The following is a 19,644-nucleotide window of genomic DNA, read 5'->3' on the forward strand; positions in this document are numbered from 1 at the left end:
GCGTCAGGCTGCCGACAGTTCCCGGGCAGCATCCAGAAGATGCTCCAGCACATAGGGCTGGAAGCTGCGCCAGCACTCCAGCACGAACTGGTCCTCTGCCCTCCGCCACAGGATCACCTCCGCCTTGTGGCAGAGCGTGCGCGTGACCATGCCTATGGGGAAAGCCGACAGCGCCAGATCGATCGGCACGCCGGAGTTCATGAGCCAGGTCGCGCGCGGACCGCTCACCAGCACCGCATCCTGCCGGTGCGAGATGTCGGTGACGGATGCCGCCAGCCCGGCGACAGCGGCGTTGACGGCGGCCTCGAAGGCCTCCAACTCGGCCTCGGGTGCCAGCAGCAGCCACTCGTCGGGCCCAAGCCACAGGGCGGCCTTGCCTGCGCCAGTGGCCGCCGACAGCGGCGCCTGCGGCAAGGCAAAGCCCAGTGCGCCGGCAACCGCTGTCTGCGCTTCCGCGCGGCCACGGAACGACAGGCGGGCGAGGGGAGCCGTCTTCTGGATGCTAACCGCATCCTGGCGCAGCACCGGCGCAAGGCTTGCGGCGGGTGTGTAGAGCTCAGCCATTGAGACGGGTTCCTTCCGGGTCATACATAACGGGGTCGACGACCTTCACCGGGATCGCGCCGGCCGGCATCGGCACATTCAGCACTTCGCCGTGGCGGGCGCGGCCATCCTTGACGATGGCGAGCGCAATGGTCCGCCCGAGCGCCTCGCTCCAGTAGGCCGAGGTCACATGGCCCAGCGCCGGCATGCCCTTGGCGGGATTGGCTTCGGCGGTGATCTGCGCCCCTTCTTCCAGCATCTGCTTCGGGTCGACCGGCATGAGGCCGACGACCTGTTTGCGGCCCTTGGCGACGAGGTCCGGACGCGACAGCGAGCGCTTGCCGACGAAATCGAACTTCTTCTTGCCGATGGCCCAGTCAAGCCCGGCGTCGTCCGGGGTCACCGTGCCGTCGGTCTCCTGACCGATGATGATGTAGCCCTTCTCGGCGCGCAGCACGTGCATGGTCTCGGTGCCGTAGACACAGCCGCCGTGCTTGACGACTTCCGCGTTGATCAGTTCCCACACCTTGGCCCCATGGCGCGCCGGCACGTTCACTTCAAAGCCCAGTTCGCCCGTGAAGCTCACCCGGAACAGGCGGCAGGGCAGGCCGGCAAAGCGGCCCGAAGCGACGCTCATGTGCGGGAAGGCCTCGTTGGAGAGGTCAATGCCCTCGACAAAGGGCGCAATCACCTCGCGCGCCTTCGGGCCCTGCACCGCAATCACCGCATATTGCTCGGTGGTCGAGGTGATCCACACGTCGAGATCCGGCCATTCTGTCTGGAGGAAATCCTCCATCATGGCAAAGACCCGCGCCGCGCCGCCCGTGGTGGTGGTGACGTGGAACCGGTCTTCCGAGAGCCGCCCGACGACGCCGTCATCAATGATGTATCCGGCCTCGTTGAGCAGCACCGCATAGCGGCAGCGGCCGGGCTTCAGGCCTTTCCACGGGTTGGTGTAGAAGCGCTCGAGGAATTCGGCCGCGTCCTTGCCCACCACCTCGATCTTGCCGAGCGTCGAGGCATCGAACTGGCCGACCGCCTGCCGCGTCACGCGACATTCGCGCGCGACGGCCGCGTGCATGTCCTCGGACCCTTTCGGGAAATACCAGGTGCGCTTCCACTGGCCGACATCCTCGAAGACGCCGCCCTTGGCCACCACCCAGTCATGCGACGGCGTGCGCCGCACCGGGTCGAAGGCATCGCCGCGCGAGGAGCCGGCAAAGGTGCCGAAGGTCGTCGGCGAATAGGGCAGGCGGAAGGTGGTCAGACCCACCTGCGGCAGCGGTGCGCCCAGCGCGCCGGAGGCAATCGCCAGCGCGTTCATGTTGGACAGGCGGCCCTGGTCAGTCGCCATGCCGGTGGTCGTGTAGCGCTTGATGTGCTCGATCGACATCATGCCTTCGCGCACCGCCAGCTGCACGTCCTTGGCGGTGACGTCGTTCTGGTAGTCGACAAAGGCCTTCACCCGGCCGGCGTTGCGGTCATGCGGCAGCGCGCCAAGATAGCCGCCGGTCGAAGCCTCGCCACCGGTTGCCATCAGGCGGCCGCCCTTGCGCGTGGCACCGGTCGCGGCCTCTGCAGCCTGTTCGCCGGCGGCATAGCCGTCCTCCAGCACCGCCGCCAGGCCATTCACACCCCGGCAGCTTCCGGCGGAGCGCTCCCGCTGCACGCTGGCGCCAGGCAGGAACGCCTCGTGCTCGGCATTCCAAACGACCTTGCCGCGCGACTGCGAATAGAGGCTGACCGACGGCGTCCAGCCGGAGGACATCAGGATGGCATCGCAGGTCACATCACCCGCAGAGACCACGCTGCCGTCCTTGCGCAGCCGGCCGAGCATCGCCTTCGACACACGCAGCCGCCCGCTGGTGCCGGTGACGACGCAGGCCGCCTCGACACGAATGCCCCGGCGTGCGGCCGCCTCGCACAGATGCTCCGGCGGATTGGCGCGCATGTCGGCAATCGCCACCACCTCGACCCCGGCATCCGCCAGATCGAAGGCGGCGGCCCAGGCGCTGTTGCAGGCTGTGGTCACCAGCACCCGGTGCCCGACGGTCACCCCATAGCGGTTGAGATAGGTGCGGCCGGCGCTGGCCAGCAGGATGCCCGGCCGGTCGTTCTCCGGGAACACCATCGGCCGCTCATGCGCTCCCGCAGCAATGACCACTTCTTTCGCCCGCACCTGCCACATGCGCTCACGCGGCAGGCTCGCATCCGGCTCAGCCAGATGGTCAGTGACGCGTTCGGCCAGCGCGACGAAATTCTGCACGAAATAGCCAAACGCAGTGGTGCGCGGCAGCAGCGTCACGTTGTCCCGCTGAGCGAGCGTCGCCAGCGTGGCGGCGACCCAGTCGGCGGCCGGCAGGCCCTCAATGGTGGAGCCGGTTTCGCTGAGCAGCGAGCCGCCCATTTCCGCCTGCTCGTCGCACAGGATCACCCGCGCGCCCGTCTCGCTGGCCGAGAGCGCAGCCGCCAGACCCGCCGGACCGGAGCCGATCACCAGCACGTCGCAATGGGCATAGAGGTTGGCGTAATGATCCGGATCGGCCAGCTTCGGCGGCTTGCCGAGACCGGCAGCGGCGCGGATCACCGGCTCGTACACCTTGTCCCAGAACGCCTTCGGCCACATGAAGGTCTTGTAGTAGAAGCCGGCCGGGAACAATGGCGACAGCATATCGTTCACTGCCCCAACATCGAAGCCAAGCGAGGGGAAGCGGTTCTGGCTGATCGCCATTAGGCCTTCGTAAACCTCCACCTGTGTCGCGCGCAGGTTCGGGGTCTGGTCGCCGTGGCGGTAGATGCCGACAAGCGCGTTCGGCTCTTCCGATCCGGCCGTCAGGATGCCGCGCGGGCGGTGATACTTGAACGAGCGGCCAACGAGATGCACGCCGTTGGCAATCAGCGCGGAGGCGAGCGTGTCGCCCGGATGCGCCTGCATCACCTTGCCGTCGAACCTGAACTGAAGCGTCCGCGACCGGTCGATGCGGCCACCACGGGCAAGGCGAGCGCTCTGGGTTGATTTCTGGTTCTGGGCGCTCATCAGCGGGCGTCCTTTTCCTGGGAGGCGCTGGCAAGGGCGTCGAGGTCGGGCTTGGGTTCGCCGGCCTTGTAGGTGCAGACGAATTTGTCGCTGACCGTGTCGCGCACGGCGTTGAAGAAGCGACCGCAGCCATGGGCATGGCGCCAGCGTTCGGCATAAAGGCCACGCGTGTTGCTGCGCATGTAGAGGAACTCAGCCCATTCCTCGTCATTGAGCTGCGAGGGATCGGCGGGGCGGGCGATATGCGCCTCGCCGCCGTAGCGGAACTCGGTCTCGGGCCGTTCGACGCCGCAATAGGGACAGGAAATCAGCAGCATGACTTGATCGCATCTAACAGGTTGGAGCATGAGGTCTTCCGAAAACCGCTACACACTTTTCGGCCTCATGCTCTAGTGAGCCACGGCGGCCGCGGCCGCCTCATCGATCAGCCGTCCGGTGCGGAACCGGTCGAGCGAGAAGGGGGCATTGACCGGATGCGGGGCTCCGGTGGCGATGGTGTGGGCAAAGACATGGCCCGAGCCCGGCGTGGCCTTGAAGCCACCCGTGCCCCAGCCGCAGTTGAGATAAAGCCCCGGCACCGGTGTCAGCCCGATGATCGGCGAGCGGTCGGGCGTGTTGTCGACGATGCCGCCCCAGTTGCGCAGCATGCGCATGCGGCGGAACATCGGGAACAGCTCGCAGATGGCATCAAGCGTGTGCGTGGTAATGTGCAAGCCACCCGCCTGGGAATAGGACACGAACTGGTCCGTGCCCGCGCCGATCACCAGCTCGCCCTTGTCCGACTGGGAGATATAGGCGTGGATCGTGTTCGACATGACCACGCAAGGAAAGGCCGGCTTCACCGGCTCCGACACCAGCGCCTGCAGCGGATTGGATTCAAGCGGCAGCTTCAACCCAGCCATCGCCATGACGACGGAGGTGTTGCCGGCGGCGACACAGCCGATCTTCTTCGCACCGATGAAGCCGCGTGTGGTTTCAACACCGGTCACCTCGCCCGTCGGGGCCCGGCGGATGCCGGTGACGGCGCAGTTTTGAATGATATCAACCCCAAGTGCATCCGCCCCGCGCGCGTAGCCCCAGGCGACCGCGTCATGCCGCGCCGTTCCGCCGACGCGCTGCAGCGCCGCGCCCATCACCGGATAGCGGATGTTCCTGTCGATGTTGAGCGGCGGGCAGAATTCCTTGGCTTCCTCGGCGCTCAGCCACTCGTTGGTGACACCGGCCAGCCGGTTGGCATGGATGTGGCGCTTGAACACCTGAATGTCATGCACCGTATGCGCCAGCATCATCACGCCGCGCTGCGAATACATGACGTTGTAGTTCAGGTCCTGCGACAGCCCGTCCCAGAGATCGAGCGCGTGCTGGTAGAGCCTCGCGCTTTCCTCCCAGAGATAGTTGGAGCGCACGATGGTGGTGTTGCGGCCCGTGTTGCCGCCGCCGAGCCAGCCCTTGTCGAGCACGGCGACATTGGTGATGCCATGCACCTTGGCGAGATAATAGGCGGTGGCAAGGCCATGGCCGCCCGCACCGATGATGATCACATCATAGGCCGGCTTCGGCTGGGGCGAACGCCACTGCCGGCCCCAGTTCTTGTGGGCGCTGAAGGCGTTTTTCGCCACTTCGAGGAAGGAATAGCGCGTCATGGCCGCCGCTTTTGCCCCTGGTCTGATGCCGTGAATGGATCCTGCCAGCTCTCCAGCACCGGGTGCGGCCGCTGACAGGGCAGGGTGCCATCATCGCCAACCCTGCCGTCAAGGGGGCTTCCTGATCGGTCAACCGATGGTCTGAATCCGACATGCTGCGTCGCAGAAGAAGAAAGTGTCGCCGATGCCAGCCGCTGGTTCCACGCTGCCACTTCAACGCTTTCGTCATGCCATGGCCCGACCATGGCATCCATGCCGTGCCCTCTCCACCCAGGCAGCGCCTGCGTGGCTCGCCCCCCCACCCCCGCCGCATGGTCCGCACCGCCACGGCATGGATGCCATGATCAAGTCATGGCATGACGAAGGAGAGGCGAGGGCCAGCGGCCCATCCCCACGACCGTTCCTCACCGCTTTCGTCATGCCATGGCTCGTCCATGGCATCCATGCCGTGCCCTCTCCACCCGGGGAGCGTCTGCGTGGCTCGCCCCGCCACCCCCGCCGCATGGTCCGCACCGCCACGGCATGGATGCCATGATCAAGTCATGGCATGACGAAGGAGAGGGGAGGTCCGGCGGCCCAAGACGGACAGGGCTTGAAAACACCGCTGCCATCATGTTAGTTAGACAAACTAACAAAAGGTTATATCATGGATCTCGAGGAAAGCCTGCGCTGCCTGCAGTGGCACATGTGGTTCCGCTGGCGCGAGGAATCGCGCCGCAGCGGCTCGATGGACCTCACGCCGAACGAGCTGGATTATCTCTATGCGCTGCTGGGCGCCGGCCGCCCGCTCCGTCTGGGCGAGCTGGCTCAGCGCCTGCAGGTAACGCCCGCCTCGGCCAGCGCCATGGTGCGCAAGCTGGAAGTGCGCGGCTACATCAGCCGCAGTGCGAGCGGCGAGGATGCCCGTTCGGTGCTTCTTGTGCTAACGCCGAAATGTCAGGCGCTGGAGGCGGAGGAACAGACGATCTACGCCGACACCGCGTCCCGCCTTGCCGCCATGCTCGAGCCGCAAGAGCTTTCCGAACTCTCCCGCCTTCTCGCCAAGGCGCGGGGCAATCTGACGACCGATTTTTGAGAAGCTCCATGGACAGCACGCGCATTCCCCGGACCTTCCTGATCTACACGCTGCCGGCAGTGGCGGCGCTGGTGGTTCAGGCGCTGAACATGATGATCGATGGCATCTTCATCGGTCATGTGATGGGCACGCCGGGTCTTTCAGGCATTTACATGGCCTGGCCGCTTGTCGGCGTGGTGCTGGCGGTTGGCACCATGATCGGGATTGGCGGCGGGGCGCTGCTCTCCATGGCCAATGGCGCGGGCCGCGTGGCGCTCGCCCGGCGCTATCTCGGCCTGTCGCTTCTGCTTGTGGTCATCCTCGGCCTCGTCGGCGGCGTGTTCCTGATCCTGTGCCGCGAGGCTTTCCTGTCGTTCCAGGGCGCCCCGGACGAGGTGGTCCGCCATGGCATGGATTACCTGTTCGTGCGCGGCCTTGGCGGCATCTCGGTCATGGGCGCCGCTGTCCTGCCGCTCCTGGTGCGCAACACCGGCGCACCGGTCCGCGCCACGCTGGCCATGTTCGCCGGCGTGCTGGTCAATCTGGTGCTCGACTATGTCTTTATCGTCGAGTTCGGCTGGGGCCTGTCGGGGGCGGCTGCGGCAACGGTCGCTGGCGAAGCGGTGTCGGACATCGCCTGCCTGTGGTTCCTGTTCGGCCGTCCGATGGCGCTCCGGCCGCGGCTCTCTGATTTCCGCATCCGGCTGGGGCGGATTGCCCAAATCCTGGTCACCGGGTTCACCAGCATGATCATGTATCTCTACATGAGTGTCGTCATCATGCTGCATAATTACCTGTTCATGCGCTTCGGCTCGGAAGTGCAGGTCGCCGCCTTCGCCATCACCGACTACTACATGGCCTTCTACTACCTGCTGGGCGAGGGCATCTGCGGTGGCATGCAACCGCTGGTGAGCTATTTCCATGGCGCGGGGGAGCGGAAGGCGGTCCTTGGAACCTTGCGCCTTGCCATGATCTCGATTTTCGGGCTTGGCTGCGCGCTTGTGGCCGCGCTGCTGATCGTACCGGAGGTGTTCGTCGCCCTGTTCACCACCGGGGATCCGGTGCTGTCGGCGGCGGCAGAACATGGCATTCGCCTGCATCTCTTCACGATGATGCTGGAAGGCCTCATCATCATCGTCGCGACCTACTTCCAGGCCATCGGCGACGCGCGCCGGGCGTTGATGATCGCGGCGGCCAACATGCTGGTGCAACTGCCCTTCCTCGCCATCCTGCCCCGCTTCCTCGGCACCGATGGCATCTGGCTGGCGATCCCGGCAGCAAACCTGTTTCTCGCCCCGATCGTGCTGGTCATGCTGGCGCTGCATCTGCACCGGCAGGACCGGCTGGTGGCGGCGCCAGCCTGATACCGGCCTGACATCTGCCTGATACCGGCCTGACACCGGCAAGCCTTTGAAATCATCCCCAGCCTGTCGCATTTCGCGGCAGGTTGGGCGCCTGCCCGACAGCACGGGCTGGCCCTGCCGGGCATGGTTCGGCTATGGTGCCGCCAAACTTCCCCACCTATTCCATTTAAAGAGGATCGACCCCATGGACGTTCGCGCCGCCGTTGCCGTTGCCGCAGGCAAGCCGCTGGAAGTCACCACTGTGCAGCTGGAGGGCCCGCGCGCCTTCGAGGTGCTGGTCGAGGTCAAGGCCACCGGCATCTGCCACACGGACGACTTCACCCTGTCTGGCGCCGATCCGGAAGGCATCTTCCCCGCGATCCTCGGCCATGAGGGCGCTGGCGTTGTCGTCGAAGTCGGCAAGGGCGTCACCAGCCTGAAGCCGGGCGATCACGTCATCCCGCTCTATACGCCCGAATGCCGCGAATGCCCGTCCTGCCTGTCGCGCAAGACTAACCTGTGCACGGCGATCCGTTCGACCCAGGGCCAGGGCGTGATGCCGGACGGCACCTCGCGCTTCTCCATCAACGGCGAGAAGGTGCACCACTACATGGGCTGCTCGACCTTCGCCAACTACACCGTCCTGCCGGAGATCGCGCTGGCCAAGGTCAACCCGGCCGCCGCCTTCGACAAGATCTGCTACATCGGCTGCGGCGTCACCACCGGCATCGGCGCGGTGATCAATACGGCCAAGGTGGAGATGGGTGCGACCGCCATCGTCTTCGGCCTCGGCGGCATCGGCCTCAACGTGATCCAGGGCCTGCGCCTGGCCGGCGCCGACATGATCATCGGCGTCGACCTCAACAACGACAAGAAGCCCTGGGGCGAGCGCTTCGGCATGACGCATTTCGTCAACCCGCTGGAAGTGGGCGAGGATCTGGTGCCCTATCTCGTCAACCTGACCAAGCGCGGCGCGGACCAGATCGGCGGCGCGGACTACACCTTCGACTGCACCGGCAACACCAAGGTGATGCGCCAGGCGCTGGAAGCCTCGCATCGCGGCTGGGGCAAGTCGGTGGTGATCGGCGTTGCCGGCGCCGGCCAGGAAATCTCCACCCGTCCGTTCCAACTCGTCACCGGCCGCACCTGGATGGGCACGGCCTTCGGCGGCGCGCGCGGGCGCACCGACGTGCCGAAGATCGTCGACTGGTATCTCGATGGCAAGATCGAGATCGACCCGATGATCACCCATGTCATGCCGCTCGAGGACATCAACAAGGGCTTCGAGCTGATGCATTCGGGCGAATCGATCCGCTCGGTCGTCGTTTACTGAGGTCGCACGTGATGAAGACCGTTTCCGAAAGCCGCTGCTTTGGCGGCGTGCAGGGTGTTTACAGCCATAACAGCGCGGCCTGCGGCGTGCCGATGACCTTCGCGGTCTATATGCCGCCGCAGGCGAGCCAGGGGTCGGTGCCGTGCCTGTGGTATCTCTCGGGCCTCACCTGTACGCATGAGAACGCCATGACCAAAGCCGGGCTGCAGGCCCATGCGGCGGAGTTCGGCCTGGCGCTGGTGTTTCCCGACACCAGCCCGCGCGGCGAGGGCGTCGCCAATGACGCCGCCTATGACCTTGGCCAGGGCGCCGGCTTTTATGTCGACGCCACCGAGGCGCCCTGGGCACCGCATTTCCGGATGGAAGACTATGTCGTGCGCGAATTGCGCCAGCTGGTGCAGGCGCAGTTTCCGGTCACCGACCGGCACGGCATCACCGGTCACTCCATGGGCGGCCACGGCGCGCTGACCCTGGCCATGCGTCACCCGGAGCTGTACCGGACGCTGTCCGCCTTTGCGCCGATCGCCCACCCGACCGCATCGACCTGGGGCCGCAAGCAACTTGCCGCCTATCTCGGCCCCGACGAGACGCTCTGGCAGGAGCATGACGCCGCCCTGTTGCTAGCGTCCAGAGGCTGGAAGAGGGAGATGCTGATCGATCAGGGGCTTGGAGACCAGTTCCTCGACCTTCTGAAGCCCGAGGCACTGGCCACGGCGCTCGCCACCACCCGTACGCCGGGCACCTTGCGGCTACAGGCCGGCTACGACCACTCCTACAACTTCGTCGCCACCTTCGCCCGCGATCATGTCGCCTGGCACGCCGCGCGGCTGAAGGATTGAGACGGGGGGAAGGACAGAAGGGGGGCGGAGCCAATGCCCCCTCTCCGAGTCACCCCGGCCAAGCGCAGCGCCGAGCCGGGGCCCACTCGTTTCCAGAGCAGTCCCCATCGCACGCCGTTGCCACTGCTGACTTTGCAGCCCCGCGAGCCTCTCTGGCCCTCTGCAAACGAGTGGGCCCCGGGTCTCCGCTTCGCTCTCGCCCGGGGTGACGCCCGAGTGTGTGGCTGCTGTCCCCGTACCCGGCAAGGCAACAGCCCCTGACCACCCGAAACCCGATCGAAAGCACAAAAAACCACAGAAAAACAAAGTCTTGCCGCTCGCGTTTCGGGTCGAGGTGGCAGGCGCCGACGCATAGGGTCCGCCGGTATTCCCAACCGGAGACCGGACACATGCAACTCACCGACAAGGTCATCATCCTCACTGGCGCCAGCAGCGGCATTGGCGCGGCAGCCGCGCGGCTCTTTGCGGCACGCGGGGCAAAACTTGTCCTCGGCGCGCGGCGCGGCGACCGGCTGGAGGCGCTCGCCGCCGAGATCAAGGCCGCCGGCGGACAGGCGGTCAGCGTGGCCGGAGACGTCGCCGACGACGCCCATGCCGAGGCGCTGGTGGCGGCAGCGCTTGCCACCTATGGCCGTCTCGACGGGGCCTTCAACAACGCCGGCATGGTCGGCGACATGGGTCCGCTGCCACAGATGGAACCGGGCAACTGGCACCGGGTGCTGGCGGTTAATCTCACCAGCGCTTTCCATCTCGCCCGCCACCAGATCCCGGCCATGCTGGCCAATGGCGGCAAGGGTGCGATTGTCTTCACCTCCACTTTTGTCGGGCACGGCGTCGGCCTGCCGGGCATGGCGGCCTATGCGGCCTCCAAAGCCGGACTGATCGGCCTGACCCAGGTGCTGGCGGCCGAACATGGCGCGGCCGGTCTCCGGGTGAATGCGCTGCTGCCGGGGGGAACGCTGACCGAAATGGCCCCGAGTGATGCGGGCGCGTTGTCCTGGATTGCCGGGCTGCATGCCCTGAAGCGCATCGCAGCGCCGGAGGAAATCGCCGCCGCCGCCGCTTTCCTTCTCAGCGACGACGCGTCCTTCGTCACCGGCTCGGCCATGTTCGCCGATGGTGGCAACGCCATCTGCAAGGCGTGACAATGCCTGACGGGGCAAAACCCTGATGTCCTCTCAGGGGCGCCCGATGATGATCCTGGCTCTCAGTTTCGACGGGTCAGGGTCATCGGCAGGGCGTCGCCTGGGCGCAGGGTCAGGCGGCAGGCTGGCTGCACATCCGTACCCGGCTTCAGTTTCAGGTCAAAGCCTTGCGCCAGGATGGCCAGACTGAGGATAGCCTCGGTCATGCCGAACTGCAGGCCGGCGCAGATGCGGGGTCCAATCGAGAACGGTACATAGCCATATTTCGACGGGCGGGCGGCCGCACCGGGCAGGAACCGGTCCGGATTGAACGCGTCGGCGTCCTCCCACAACAGCGGATTGCGATGCAGGAGCCACGGCACGACCATCAGGATCGTGCCCTTGGGCAGCTTGCGGCCCCCGACCATGACATCGTCCATCGCCTCGCGGGCAAGGATCGGCACCGGCGGGTAGAGCCGCAGCGATTCCTCGATGATCGCCTTGGTGTAGGGCAGGCGGGCAACGTCCTTGAAGGTCGGGGTCGCGCCGGCCAGAACCGTATCCAGTTCCTCGTGCAGTCGGGCACGTACGCGCGGCGACTGCGACAGCAGGAACCATGTCCAGGCCAGCGTGTTGGCGGTTGTCTCGTGCCCGGCCATGAAGATCACGGCCGCCTCGTTGCGAATGGCCTCGCGGGTCAGCGGCTTGCCATCCTCGTCGCGGGCTTCCAGCAGGCCGCCGATGACGGAGGCTTCGCCATTGTCCTTCTGGATCTGATAGCTGTCGATGATTTCGTCCAGAACCCCGAGGATCCGCTTGGTTGCCTGGCGCACGGCCGGCTTGCGGAAACGCGGCAGCCATTCGGGCAGGCCGAGCATGGCGGGCAGGTCGACTTGGTCGATGTGGCGCTGGTACTCGGAAAAGCCCTCGACGACCTCATGGGCGTAGTTCTTGCCAAGCTGCCGGCCAAAGATCGTCCGGCAGATGATTTCCGCCGTCAGATGCGCCATGTCGGCGAGCGCGTCAATTTCAGCGCCATCGCCTCGGTTGGCCCAGGTCTCGCGCTGTTCCTTGATCGTGTCGATCATGATCGGGGCAAAGCCCGGCACGCGCGAGCCATGGATGATCGGTGCAACCACCTTGCGCCGGCGCGCCCAGGTTTCACTGTCGGAGATGAACAGCCCGTCGCCGATCAGTGGCGCCAGAGCATGGCGCATCTGCGGGCTCTTGCGTTGCAGTTCGACGTGATGGGTCTGGAAGGCCTCCTGCACCACGTCGGGGCTGTTGCAGATGACGACCATCCGCCGCAGGACCTGCTGGGTCATCATGCGGGAGGCAAAATTGCCCTTGGTCCAGATCGACAGGAAGTTGCGACGAGCAAGGCCCATCAGCTCGAGGATCGGCGGCGTCCGGTCATGGCGGAGCGGAAATGGTGGGATGAAGTCCGCTGGCCACTGGCCAGCAAGGGTGTTCATTTCAGGTCCGGTGGCGGAAAGAGGGCTACTCTGGTCCAAGATTGATCCTCGGAAAGAGCCGCGCAGAGAGGGAGGGCAGCGCGGCCGACGGCGCTTCTTTACTCCATCTCGCGTTGCAACAATACGCTTTTCATTGCCCGGAACGCGGCCGCACCAGCAGCGCTGAAATTGCCGCAGCGGCCCAGCCGACGATCAGCATCATGCCGCCGGTCGGGGCCGCCATCGGGAACAGCCGCGCATCGCGCAAGGCACGGCTGGCAAGGTCACCACAGAACAGCAGCAGCCCGATAGCAATCAGCCCCAGGGCCAGCGGCAGCAACGGGACGCGGCGCACTTGCGCCACGGCGGCAAGGGCCAGGAAGGCTGGTGCGTGATACATCAGCATCTGCGCAGCCGTTGCCAGCAGGCCGGTGGTGTCCACATGCGCGGCCAGCGCCGACAGGGCCACTCCCAGCGCCCCGGTCAGCCCTCCAAGGACAAGGCCGATGCGGAACAGGGGCGCGGTCGCGGCAGGCTCCGGGGTCTGGTATTTGATCATCGGCCGATATCCGGTCTGGTGGGTGGCGGGTCACGCCCCTCGGGCGATGTCCAAGCCTTTCCCGCGACTTTAACCCAAGTCGTGCGCCCGGGGAGGGGCAAACCGTCGCAACCGGCAAAACGACTTTCCTCGTTCGCACACTTGCGCGTGCTGAAGGCCCTGTTCGGCGTGACATGTCCGCAGGCTTGTGGCAGCAAGGGGAGACAAACCCCTCCTTCCTCCGACGTCCCTTGCCCCGGGACGACCATCCCAGGACAGGTTCATGGATTTTCAGCTTCTTTCGGTCGAGACCCTCGGTCTCGTGCTTGGCCTGCTGGCTGCCGGCGGCGTTGCGGGCCTGCTGGCCGGCCTGTTCGGCATTGGCGGCGGCGCGGTGCTCGTGCCGGTGTTGTATCAGTTTTTTGTTCTGCTCGGCGTCGACGAGAGCGTGCGCATGCATGTGGCCGTTGCGACCTCCCTTGGCATCATTGTTCCGACTTCGCTGCGCTCTTTCCTGTCGCATCGGGCCAGGGGCGCGGTGGACGAAGCCCTCCTGAAAAGCTGGCTGATCCCCCTGCCGCTCGGGGTGGCGCTCGCAGCTCTCGTTGCGGCGCATGTCTCCGGCGACGGCCTGAAAGGCATCTTTGCTGTCATCGCGATGCTGGTGGGCTTGAGGATGCTGTTCAACCGGGCCAGCTGGCGCCTCGGCGATGACATCCCCGGTTTTCCCATCCGCCCCCTCTGCGGCGCACTGATCGGGTTTCTGTCCACGCTGATGGGGATCGGCGGCGGGGTGATGAACAATACGTTCATGACGCTGTACAGCCGGCCGATCCATCAGGCCGTGGCCACTTCGGCCGGCGTCGGCGTGTTGATCTCCGTGCCGGGCGTCATCGGCATGATCTGGGCTGGCTGGGGCGCGCCCGGCTTGCCGGCTTTTTCGCTCGGCTATGTCAACCTGCTCGGGGTTGCCCTGATCATCCCGGTCACGACGCTGGCAGCGCCGCTTGGCGTGCGTCTCGCCCATGCCTGGCCGAAGCGGCGGCTGGAATTGGCCTTCGGGATCTTTTTGATGATCGTGGCTTTCCGCTTCGCCTTTAGCCTCCTGGGCTGAGCCGAACCGTCAGGGGTTCAGCACCAGCCGGTCGCCTTCGACGGTCCAGCTTCTCAGGCGGGACAGGGCGCTCATGCCGAGCAGGCTCGTCTCCAGGCTCTGCGGCTGGGCCACAAAACTGCGCACCCCATTGAGCCGGATGTCGGCCAGCTGAAGGGTCTCGATCTGCACCGGCGCCACCAGCGTGCGGCCGTTGGCGGTCGATACGGGTACGCTGAACGACAGGGCGTTCACGTCAATCCCGGCCCGGCGTGCGTCGTCATGGGTTAGGACCACAGCCGACGCGCCGGTGTCGACGAGAAACCGGACCGCCCTGCCGTTGACATCGCCCTCGATCTGGAAATGCCCGCTCGGGTCGCGCACGACCATGACGCTGCCGTCGCCCTGGCTGACGGCCATGCCGGGCGCCAGCGCTCCCAGCACGCGGTAACCGACACCGGCGAGCTCGAAGCGATAGGTATAGCCGGCAACCAGCACCAGTCCGAGCGTGCCCCAGGTCGCCACAGCCGTCAGGACCTCGCGCAGGCGCGGTGGTCCAAACACCAGGCTGGCTAGCATGACAAAGGCAATCGCCGACAGGGCCACGATCCTCGGGCCGTCGTCATTGGCCTCGAAGGTCTGGTCGACAGCAGCAAAGTCGAAGAAATACGCCACAAGGCCGCCAACCATGGCCAGGACCAGCGCGCCGATGACCAGGCCGCGCAGAAGTGACTTGCCGTTCATTGACCGGCCTCCACCACCGCGATCCGGTCCATCCGCCCGTCCAGTTCACTCATGATTGTCCGCCGCTGGTCGAGGGACATCGTCCCCCAGGCGACAATCTCGTCGAGCGTGCGGGCGCAGCCCCGGCAGAGACCGGAGACGGGATCCATCACGCAGATGCGGACACAGGGACTTTCCATGCTTGCCATGTAAGGGGATCCAGGCAGAACACAAGAGGAGCGGCACTTGTTCGGGGGCGGGAGCCGCTCAGCGGCCCCCGGTCACCAGCATGATCGGAGCGGTCACGAGTGTCACGGGCAAGGTCACGGCCACCTGCACGGTGCTCTTGACGAAGGAACCGAGATCCTTACCGGCGGAGCCCAGGCTGCCGGTTGCATCGTTGCCGGAGACGGTCAGCTTGTCCTTTTGCAAGACCTCCGTCAGACGCGGAGCGATGGAGGCGAAGGCGGCGAATTTGGAGTGGTGTGCCGCGTCCGGTCCCTCCAGATTGGTCAGGTCGATGACCACTGCGCCAAGCGCAGCGAGTTCGGCGTCGTCGCCATAACGTCCAACGCGGTCCTTGCCACCGGCGATGATGCTGGACACGTTGAGTGCCCTATCGTCCTTGGACAGGAGCAGGATGATGGGGGGATCAAGGCGACCGATGCGGCGCATCTGGTCCTTGAAGACGTCGACATCGATGTCCGGGGCGGCCAGAACGATGCGCTTCAGCTTCTGCGACAGCCTCTTGCGCCGCTCCGGCGGCATCTGGCGCAGGGTCTCCATCATCAGCCAGGTGCCCATCGAGTGGGCGAGCACGTTGACCTCGAGCGCGCCGCTTTTGGCCAGATCCTCCAGCGTCTGCTCCAACTCGTCGCGGGCGACGGCAGCGCTGTTGAGGTCATAGACATAGTCGGTCAGGTCACCGCGCGAGGCCCAGGTGAACAGCACCGGCACGCCGGGCGCATCGGAATCATGCATCACTTGCGCGAACCGAAAGACGCCTTCGGCAAACAGGGTGTTGTAGCCGTGGATGAACAGGAACACTTTCCGGTCCTTGGGCTGGCGGGCCACCAGTTCGCGGCGGACGGCAGCGCGGAAGCCGTCATCGCCATTCAGATAGCTGGCCTTGCGCGTGACCATGTGGCGAGCCGGGTCGCCAGGCAGGCTGTCTGGCCATTCGATCTGGCCGGACGCGTGGTTCGGAGGGATGGAAATGGCGACCTCGGCGAAGTCGCGCTGGTTGGCCCGTTCGCCGGAAAACAGCGTGCCCGGGGCCTCGGACCGGTTGCGTGTGGTCACGACCAGAAGCTCTTCGATCGAAGTTCCTTCGGCTGTCGCCGTGTTGGGCGCTAGCGCCCCTGTCACTGGGCGGCTGCCGCAACCAGCGAGCAGTGCAGCCGTCATGGCAAGAGCGGCGAACCGTACGAGATACTTGCTCAATTGCATCATGCCAGCACCAGAACCCCCAACAGGAACGCCAGCGCCGACAACTGCTGCACGGCGCCGATGACGTCGCCGGTGAAGCCGCCGATCTTTGCAAACGCCAACCGGCCTGTAGCATGCGCTGCCAGTGCGCCGGCGGCAAGCCCGCAGACGAGTGACAAAAACGGAAGCACAAAGACAAGCGGAAGCAGCACAAGCGCTGTGAGGCCCAAGCCGTTCAGAACTCCATCCATGCCCGGCACCCCGAAACGCGCGGCAAGCCCGTCGGGACGGGCCGATGGAAGCTGGGCCCATTGCCACAGGCACAGCAGTCGCGACACCGCTTCCATCCCGATCAGCAGCAGCAGACTGCCCGCAAGGCCGAAGCGCTCCGGCAGGGCGGCCAGCAGCGCGATCTTGAGGACAAGCGACAGCGACAGCGCAATGGCCGCAAAGGCGCCGATGCGGCTGTCCTTCATGATCTCCAGCCGACGTTCGCGCGTCGCCCCGCCGAAGAAGCCATCGGCCACGTCTCCCAGTCCGTCCTCATGCAGCGCGCCGGTCAGGGCGATCATCGCTCCCAGCACAAGGGCGGCACTGGCATAGGCGGGCAGGCCGGTCATCTGCAGCCCAAGCCAGAGCAGCGCCGGTCCCAGGGCCAGCAGCGCACCGGCGAGGGGCATGGCCCGGGCCATCCGGGCAAACTCGGGTGCGCCGGAGACATCGTCATAGGGCCCGATCTGAGGCACCGGCAACCTTGAAAAAAAGCGCAGGCATCCGGCGGCATCGGCGAGAAGGCGCCAGCCGGTCACCTGCCATCCCGGGCGTTCGTCCATGTCGGTCTCTTGCATGGACCTGTCGCCCACCCGTTGTCATTTGTCGCCTGAGAGTTATAGAACGGCAAACCCGCGCCGCCAACCGGCAGCGTCTGCCGCGCCCTTCCGGAGCCCGTTGTCATGTCCCTGTCCGAATCCGCCTTGCCATTTGACGATATCCGCAATCTGGTGGCCCAGATGCCCGGCCCGGACGAGGCCGCCGCCGCTGTCGTGCGCGCCCGCGATGCCGAACTGACCAAGCCGGCAGGTTCGCTCGGCAAGCTGGAGGAAATCGCTGAATGGCTGGCGGCTTGGTCCGGCAAGGCGCCGCCGAAGATCACCCGGCCGCTGGTCGCGATCTTTGCCACCAACCACGGCATTGCCGACAAGGGCGTGTCTGCCTTCCCGCAGAGCGTGACCCGGCAGATGCTGGAGAATTTCTCGGCCGGCGGGGCGGCGATCAACCAGATCTGCATCGCCAATGACCTGGGCCTTAAGGTCTTCGATCTCGCCATCGACATGCCGACGCCGCCGATTGACGACGAGGACGCGCTGGACGAGCCGAACTGCGCCGCCACCATGGCCTATGGCATGGAAGCGGTGGCTGGCGGCACGGACCTGCTCTGTCTCGGCGAGATGGGCATCGGCAACACCACCATCGCGGCGGCCGTGTTCAACGGTCTCTTCGGCGGCACGGCGGCGGACTGGGTTGGCCCTGGCACCGGCGTGGATGACGCGGGCCTGGAGCGCAAGCGCGTGGCTGTGGAAAAGGCAGTTGCCCGGCTCGGCAGCGCCGCCAATGATCCGCTGGAAGTGCTGCGCAAGGTCGGCGGGCGCGAGATTGCCGCCATGGCCGGTGCGATCCTCGCCGCCCGCCTGCAGCGCACGCCGGTCATCGTCGACGGCTTCGTCACCACGGCGGCAGCAGCCGTGCTCTACAAGATGGACCCGGGCGCGCTCGATCACTGCCTGTTCGGCCATGTCTCGGCCGAGCCGGCGCACCGCCGGGCGCTCGCTGCCATGAACAAGACGGCGCTGTTCGATTTCGGCATGCGTCTGGGCGAAGGCACCGGCGCGGCGCTGGCCGCCGGCATCGTCAAGGCCGCCGCCAGCGTGCATGCCGGCATGGCGACGTTTTCATCGGCCGGCGTCTCGGGCAAGGAAAGCTGAGCCGCGCAGTCCGCTGGCGCATGGCTGCGTGCCGCGGACTGCCTCACCTGGTCTGATCCTGTCCCTCACGGGCCAATGCCCCCGCGCATCCCGAAGCAAGGTCAGAGGCAGTGTTTTTCCACTGCACCTGGAAGCTGCCGTAGCGTAGTGTGTCGCGGCCATGCCGGGTGCTTCCGCCGGGCTGGTCGGAAGCTGTTCGGCGGCACGCTGGCAGCGGAAAGGTGAGCTATGGCGACCGTTGGGTCAGAGCCTGTCTTGCAGCTTGTGGACAGCATCTATTCGGCAGCCTATGGCAGCGGCGACTGGACCAGTGTCATGCAGGGGGTGCGCAGCCTGTTTGGCGGTGCGCGCGCCTGCATTGCGGCGTTTGGAACCTCGGATCTTCGCGCCGTCTCGCATGAGACGCACGACGATCCGCAGTTTACCACATCCCTGTTCCTGGGAGCCTACACCCGGGACCCGCTGGCGATCGCCGAAAAGGCAATGGCTGTCGGTAAGAGTTACTCCTGGGACGAGATCGTTGATACCCGCGCGCTGCACGGCCGGGAGCTCTGGAATGACGTCTACCACCCAATGGGGCTGCATGAGTCTATCAGTTGCAAGCTGTTCGAGAATGCACAGGCGGCCGTTTGCATCCATGTCACCCGAACCCAGACACAACCCAGTTTCAGCACCTCCGAACGCCGGCTGTTCGACAGGATCGTGCCGCATCTGCTGCGTGCAGGCGAAATGGAGCGGGCCATTGGCAAAACCTCCTCGCTTGTCGCAACTTTTGCGCAGATGCAGTTTGGCATCATTCTGCTCGATGGTCATTGTCGGCTTGGCTGGATGAATGAGGCGGCGGAAGCGATTCTCTCCAGCCCTTCCGGCCCGTTGAAACTGTCAGATGGCCAGGTCTGTACCGCTGCACTGCCGTATACTGCGGCTTTCCAGGAGCTTGTCGGGCGCGTCTGTACCCCGCATGGCATGGTGAGTGCCGGTGGAACGCTGCTTTTGTCCGTATCTGCGGGCGGCGGCCAGCCTGCACGCCAGTATGGTGTGTCGGTTGCCCCGCTTCCCGGCAGCAGCGCCTATGGCCTGATGCCGCCGGGAAGCGCGCTGGTGATGATCAGCGGGATTTCATCTGCAGTGCCGGATCAGGTGCACATATCCCTGCGCCAGCTTTTTTCGTTGACCCGCGCGGAAGCCAGACTGGCCGCACTCATCGCCGGAGGTCTGTCGCTGAAAGAGGCGGCGGAGCGGGCGGGGATCGGCTTTGGCACTGCGCGCAATTACTTGATCCGCATTTTCCGCAAGACTGGAACAAATCAGCAGACCGCCCTGGTTGCGCTGATCAAGTCGCTGCCGCCCTTGCCCTGATTCTGGCTCTGGCTCTGGCTCTGGCTCTGGTTTGGATTCTGGTTCAGGTCCTGGCTCCGGTTTGGATTCTGACCGGTCTCCTGCTCCGGGAGGCCTGCTGCCCTCATTTTGGTATCAAATGGTATCTTTCAAATCGGGGTGACTGCTGTGA

General features: G+C 65.7%; 18 protein-coding genes. 8 read left to right on the forward strand and 10 right to left on the reverse strand.

All coding sequences use genetic code 11. From position 1 onward, the window contains the following. Positions 1–3: 3 nt before the first annotated feature. The 4 genes from ACTIFE_RS07635 to ACTIFE_RS07650 all read right to left on the reverse strand — a co-directional run bounded on the left by ACTIFE_RS07635 (position 4) and on the right by ACTIFE_RS07650 (position 5,223). Positions 4–564: a sarcosine oxidase subunit gamma gene (locus tag ACTIFE_RS07635; protein ID WP_439528559.1), complete on the reverse strand. Its 561-nt coding sequence runs from the start codon at positions 562–564 to the stop codon at positions 4–6. Beyond that, positions 557–3,580 (reverse strand): sarcosine oxidase subunit alpha family protein, encoded by a 3,024-nt coding sequence (locus ACTIFE_RS07640; protein WP_439528560.1) that lies wholly within the window; start codon positions 3,578–3,580, stop codon positions 557–559. Before ACTIFE_RS07640 ends, ACTIFE_RS07635 begins: the two co-directional genes overlap by 8 nt. Then, the gene (locus ACTIFE_RS07645) at positions 3,580–3,897 is read right to left on the reverse strand and encodes a sarcosine oxidase subunit delta (protein ID WP_439528561.1); all 318 of its coding nucleotides are present in this window, start codon (positions 3,895–3,897) and stop codon (positions 3,580–3,582) included. The genes ACTIFE_RS07640 and ACTIFE_RS07645 overlap by 1 nt, the downstream gene beginning before the upstream one ends. Before the next feature lie 72 nt (positions 3,898–3,969). Continuing rightward, the gene (locus ACTIFE_RS07650) at positions 3,970–5,223 is read right to left on the reverse strand and encodes a sarcosine oxidase subunit beta family protein (protein WP_439528562.1); all 1,254 of its coding nucleotides are present in this window, start codon (positions 5,221–5,223) and stop codon (positions 3,970–3,972) included. A 646-nt stretch (positions 5,224–5,869) separates the two neighbouring features. On the opposite strand from ACTIFE_RS07650, the gene ACTIFE_RS07655 reads away from it, so the two are divergent. The 5 genes from ACTIFE_RS07655 to ACTIFE_RS07675 all read left to right on the forward strand — a co-directional run bounded on the left by ACTIFE_RS07655 (position 5,870) and on the right by ACTIFE_RS07675 (position 10,937). After that, positions 5,870–6,298, forward strand: a complete 429-nt coding sequence (locus tag ACTIFE_RS07655) for a MarR family winged helix-turn-helix transcriptional regulator (RefSeq protein WP_439528563.1) — start codon at positions 5,870–5,872, stop codon at positions 6,296–6,298. An 8-nt stretch (positions 6,299–6,306) separates the two neighbouring features. Beyond that, complete coding sequence (locus tag ACTIFE_RS07660) at positions 6,307–7,641, forward strand: MATE family efflux transporter (protein ID WP_439528564.1); 1,335 nt, start codon at positions 6,307–6,309, stop codon at positions 7,639–7,641. A gap of 184 nt (positions 7,642–7,825) precedes the next feature. Beyond that, positions 7,826–8,953 carry an S-(hydroxymethyl)glutathione dehydrogenase/class III alcohol dehydrogenase gene (locus ACTIFE_RS07665; protein WP_439528565.1) on the forward strand — a complete coding sequence of 376 codons (1,128 nt, stop codon included), beginning with the start codon at positions 7,826–7,828 and terminating at the stop codon, positions 8,951–8,953. 11 nt (positions 8,954–8,964) lie between these two features. Further along, a complete protein-coding gene (fghA, locus tag ACTIFE_RS07670; RefSeq protein ID WP_439528566.1) occupies positions 8,965–9,792 on the forward strand; it encodes an S-formylglutathione hydrolase in 828 nt (275 codons plus the stop codon). A gap of 389 nt (positions 9,793–10,181) precedes the next feature. Then, positions 10,182–10,937: an SDR family oxidoreductase gene (locus tag ACTIFE_RS07675; RefSeq protein ID WP_439528567.1), complete on the forward strand. Its 756-nt coding sequence runs from the start codon at positions 10,182–10,184 to the stop codon at positions 10,935–10,937. A gap of 62 nt (positions 10,938–10,999) precedes the next feature. Here ACTIFE_RS07675 and ACTIFE_RS07680 read toward each other — a convergent pair whose 3' ends face one another. Together ACTIFE_RS07680 and ACTIFE_RS07685 are read right to left on the reverse strand one after the other, a co-directional pair. Beyond that, positions 11,000–12,391 carry a cytochrome P450 gene (locus ACTIFE_RS07680; RefSeq protein ID WP_439528568.1) on the reverse strand — a complete coding sequence of 464 codons (1,392 nt, stop codon included), beginning with the start codon at positions 12,389–12,391 and terminating at the stop codon, positions 11,000–11,002. Positions 12,392–12,521: 130 nt separating this feature from the next. Beyond that, positions 12,522–12,929 carry a DUF423 domain-containing protein gene (locus ACTIFE_RS07685; RefSeq protein ID WP_439528569.1) on the reverse strand — a complete coding sequence of 136 codons (408 nt, stop codon included), beginning with the start codon at positions 12,927–12,929 and terminating at the stop codon, positions 12,522–12,524. Positions 12,930–13,191: 262 nt separating this feature from the next. Here ACTIFE_RS07685 and ACTIFE_RS07690 point away from each other — a divergent pair, with 262 nt between their 5' ends. Continuing rightward, entirely contained in the window at positions 13,192–14,022 is an 831-nt protein-coding gene (locus ACTIFE_RS07690; RefSeq protein WP_439528570.1) for a sulfite exporter TauE/SafE family protein, read from the forward strand. A 9-nt stretch (positions 14,023–14,031) separates the two neighbouring features. Here ACTIFE_RS07690 and ACTIFE_RS07695 read toward each other — a convergent pair whose 3' ends face one another. The 4 genes from ACTIFE_RS07695 to ACTIFE_RS07710 all read right to left on the reverse strand — a co-directional run bounded on the left by ACTIFE_RS07695 (position 14,032) and on the right by ACTIFE_RS07710 (position 16,985). Further along, a complete protein-coding gene (locus tag ACTIFE_RS07695; RefSeq protein ID WP_439528571.1) occupies positions 14,032–14,745 on the reverse strand; it encodes a TIGR02281 family clan AA aspartic protease in 714 nt (237 codons plus the stop codon). Beyond that, positions 14,742–14,933, reverse strand: coding sequence for a DUF1289 domain-containing protein (locus ACTIFE_RS07700; protein WP_439528572.1), 192 nt, complete (start codon positions 14,931–14,933; stop codon positions 14,742–14,744). The genes ACTIFE_RS07695 and ACTIFE_RS07700 overlap by 4 nt, the downstream gene beginning before the upstream one ends. Positions 14,934–14,991: 58 nt before the next feature. Beyond that, positions 14,992–15,798, reverse strand: coding sequence for an alpha/beta hydrolase (locus tag ACTIFE_RS07705; RefSeq protein WP_439528573.1), 807 nt, complete (start codon positions 15,796–15,798; stop codon positions 14,992–14,994). Between the two features lie 374 nt (positions 15,799–16,172). After that, positions 16,173–16,985 carry an adenosylcobinamide-GDP ribazoletransferase gene (locus tag ACTIFE_RS07710; protein ID WP_439528574.1) on the reverse strand — a complete coding sequence of 271 codons (813 nt, stop codon included), beginning with the start codon at positions 16,983–16,985 and terminating at the stop codon, positions 16,173–16,175. A 126-nt stretch (positions 16,986–17,111) separates the two neighbouring features. Here ACTIFE_RS07710 and cobT point away from each other — a divergent pair, with 126 nt between their 5' ends. Next, positions 17,112–18,134, forward strand: coding sequence for a nicotinate-nucleotide--dimethylbenzimidazole phosphoribosyltransferase (gene cobT, locus ACTIFE_RS07715; protein WP_439528647.1), 1,023 nt, complete (start codon positions 17,112–17,114; stop codon positions 18,132–18,134). Positions 18,135–18,389: 255 nt separating this feature from the next. Next, positions 18,390–19,493, forward strand: coding sequence for a hypothetical protein (locus ACTIFE_RS07720; protein WP_439528575.1), 1,104 nt, complete (start codon positions 18,390–18,392; stop codon positions 19,491–19,493). The last annotated feature ends 151 nt before the right edge of the window (positions 19,494–19,644 follow it).

The organism is Pannonibacter sp. (assembly GCF_051860505.1).
In the GTDB taxonomy this organism is placed as follows: domain Bacteria; phylum Pseudomonadota; class Alphaproteobacteria; order Rhizobiales; family Stappiaceae; genus Pannonibacter.

What these genes read in the sequence shown, in the direction of transcription:
- ACTIFE_RS07635 (WP_439528559.1), bottom strand. Translation starts at nt 564, where the DNA reads ATGGCTGAGCTCTACACACCCGCCGCAAGCCTTGCGCCGGTGCTGCGC.
- ACTIFE_RS07640 (WP_439528560.1), bottom strand. Translation starts at nt 3,580, where the DNA reads ATGAGCGCCCAGAACCAGAAATCAACCCAGAGCGCTCGCCTTGCCCGT.
- ACTIFE_RS07645 (WP_439528561.1), bottom strand. Translation starts at nt 3,897, where the DNA reads ATGCTGCTGATTTCCTGTCCCTATTGCGGCGTCGAACGGCCCGAGACC.
- ACTIFE_RS07650 (WP_439528562.1), bottom strand. Translation starts at nt 5,223, where the DNA reads ATGACGCGCTATTCCTTCCTCGAAGTGGCGAAAAACGCCTTCAGCGCC.
- ACTIFE_RS07655 (WP_439528563.1), top strand. Translation starts at nt 5,870, where the DNA reads ATGGATCTCGAGGAAAGCCTGCGCTGCCTGCAGTGGCACATGTGGTTC.
- ACTIFE_RS07660 (WP_439528564.1), top strand. Translation starts at nt 6,307, where the DNA reads ATGGACAGCACGCGCATTCCCCGGACCTTCCTGATCTACACGCTGCCG.
- ACTIFE_RS07665 (WP_439528565.1), top strand. Translation starts at nt 7,826, where the DNA reads ATGGACGTTCGCGCCGCCGTTGCCGTTGCCGCAGGCAAGCCGCTGGAA.
- fghA (WP_439528566.1), top strand. Translation starts at nt 8,965, where the DNA reads ATGAAGACCGTTTCCGAAAGCCGCTGCTTTGGCGGCGTGCAGGGTGTT.
- ACTIFE_RS07675 (WP_439528567.1), top strand. Translation starts at nt 10,182, where the DNA reads ATGCAACTCACCGACAAGGTCATCATCCTCACTGGCGCCAGCAGCGGC.
- ACTIFE_RS07680 (WP_439528568.1), bottom strand. Translation starts at nt 12,391, where the DNA reads ATGAACACCCTTGCTGGCCAGTGGCCAGCGGACTTCATCCCACCATTT.
- ACTIFE_RS07685 (WP_439528569.1), bottom strand. Translation starts at nt 12,929, where the DNA reads ATGATCAAATACCAGACCCCGGAGCCTGCCGCGACCGCGCCCCTGTTC.
- ACTIFE_RS07690 (WP_439528570.1), top strand. Translation starts at nt 13,192, where the DNA reads ATGGATTTTCAGCTTCTTTCGGTCGAGACCCTCGGTCTCGTGCTTGGC.
- ACTIFE_RS07695 (WP_439528571.1), bottom strand. Translation starts at nt 14,745, where the DNA reads ATGAACGGCAAGTCACTTCTGCGCGGCCTGGTCATCGGCGCGCTGGTC.
- ACTIFE_RS07700 (WP_439528572.1), bottom strand. Translation starts at nt 14,933, where the DNA reads ATGGCAAGCATGGAAAGTCCCTGTGTCCGCATCTGCGTGATGGATCCC.
- ACTIFE_RS07710 (WP_439528574.1), bottom strand. Translation starts at nt 16,985, where the DNA reads ATGGACGAACGCCCGGGATGGCAGGTGACCGGCTGGCGCCTTCTCGCC.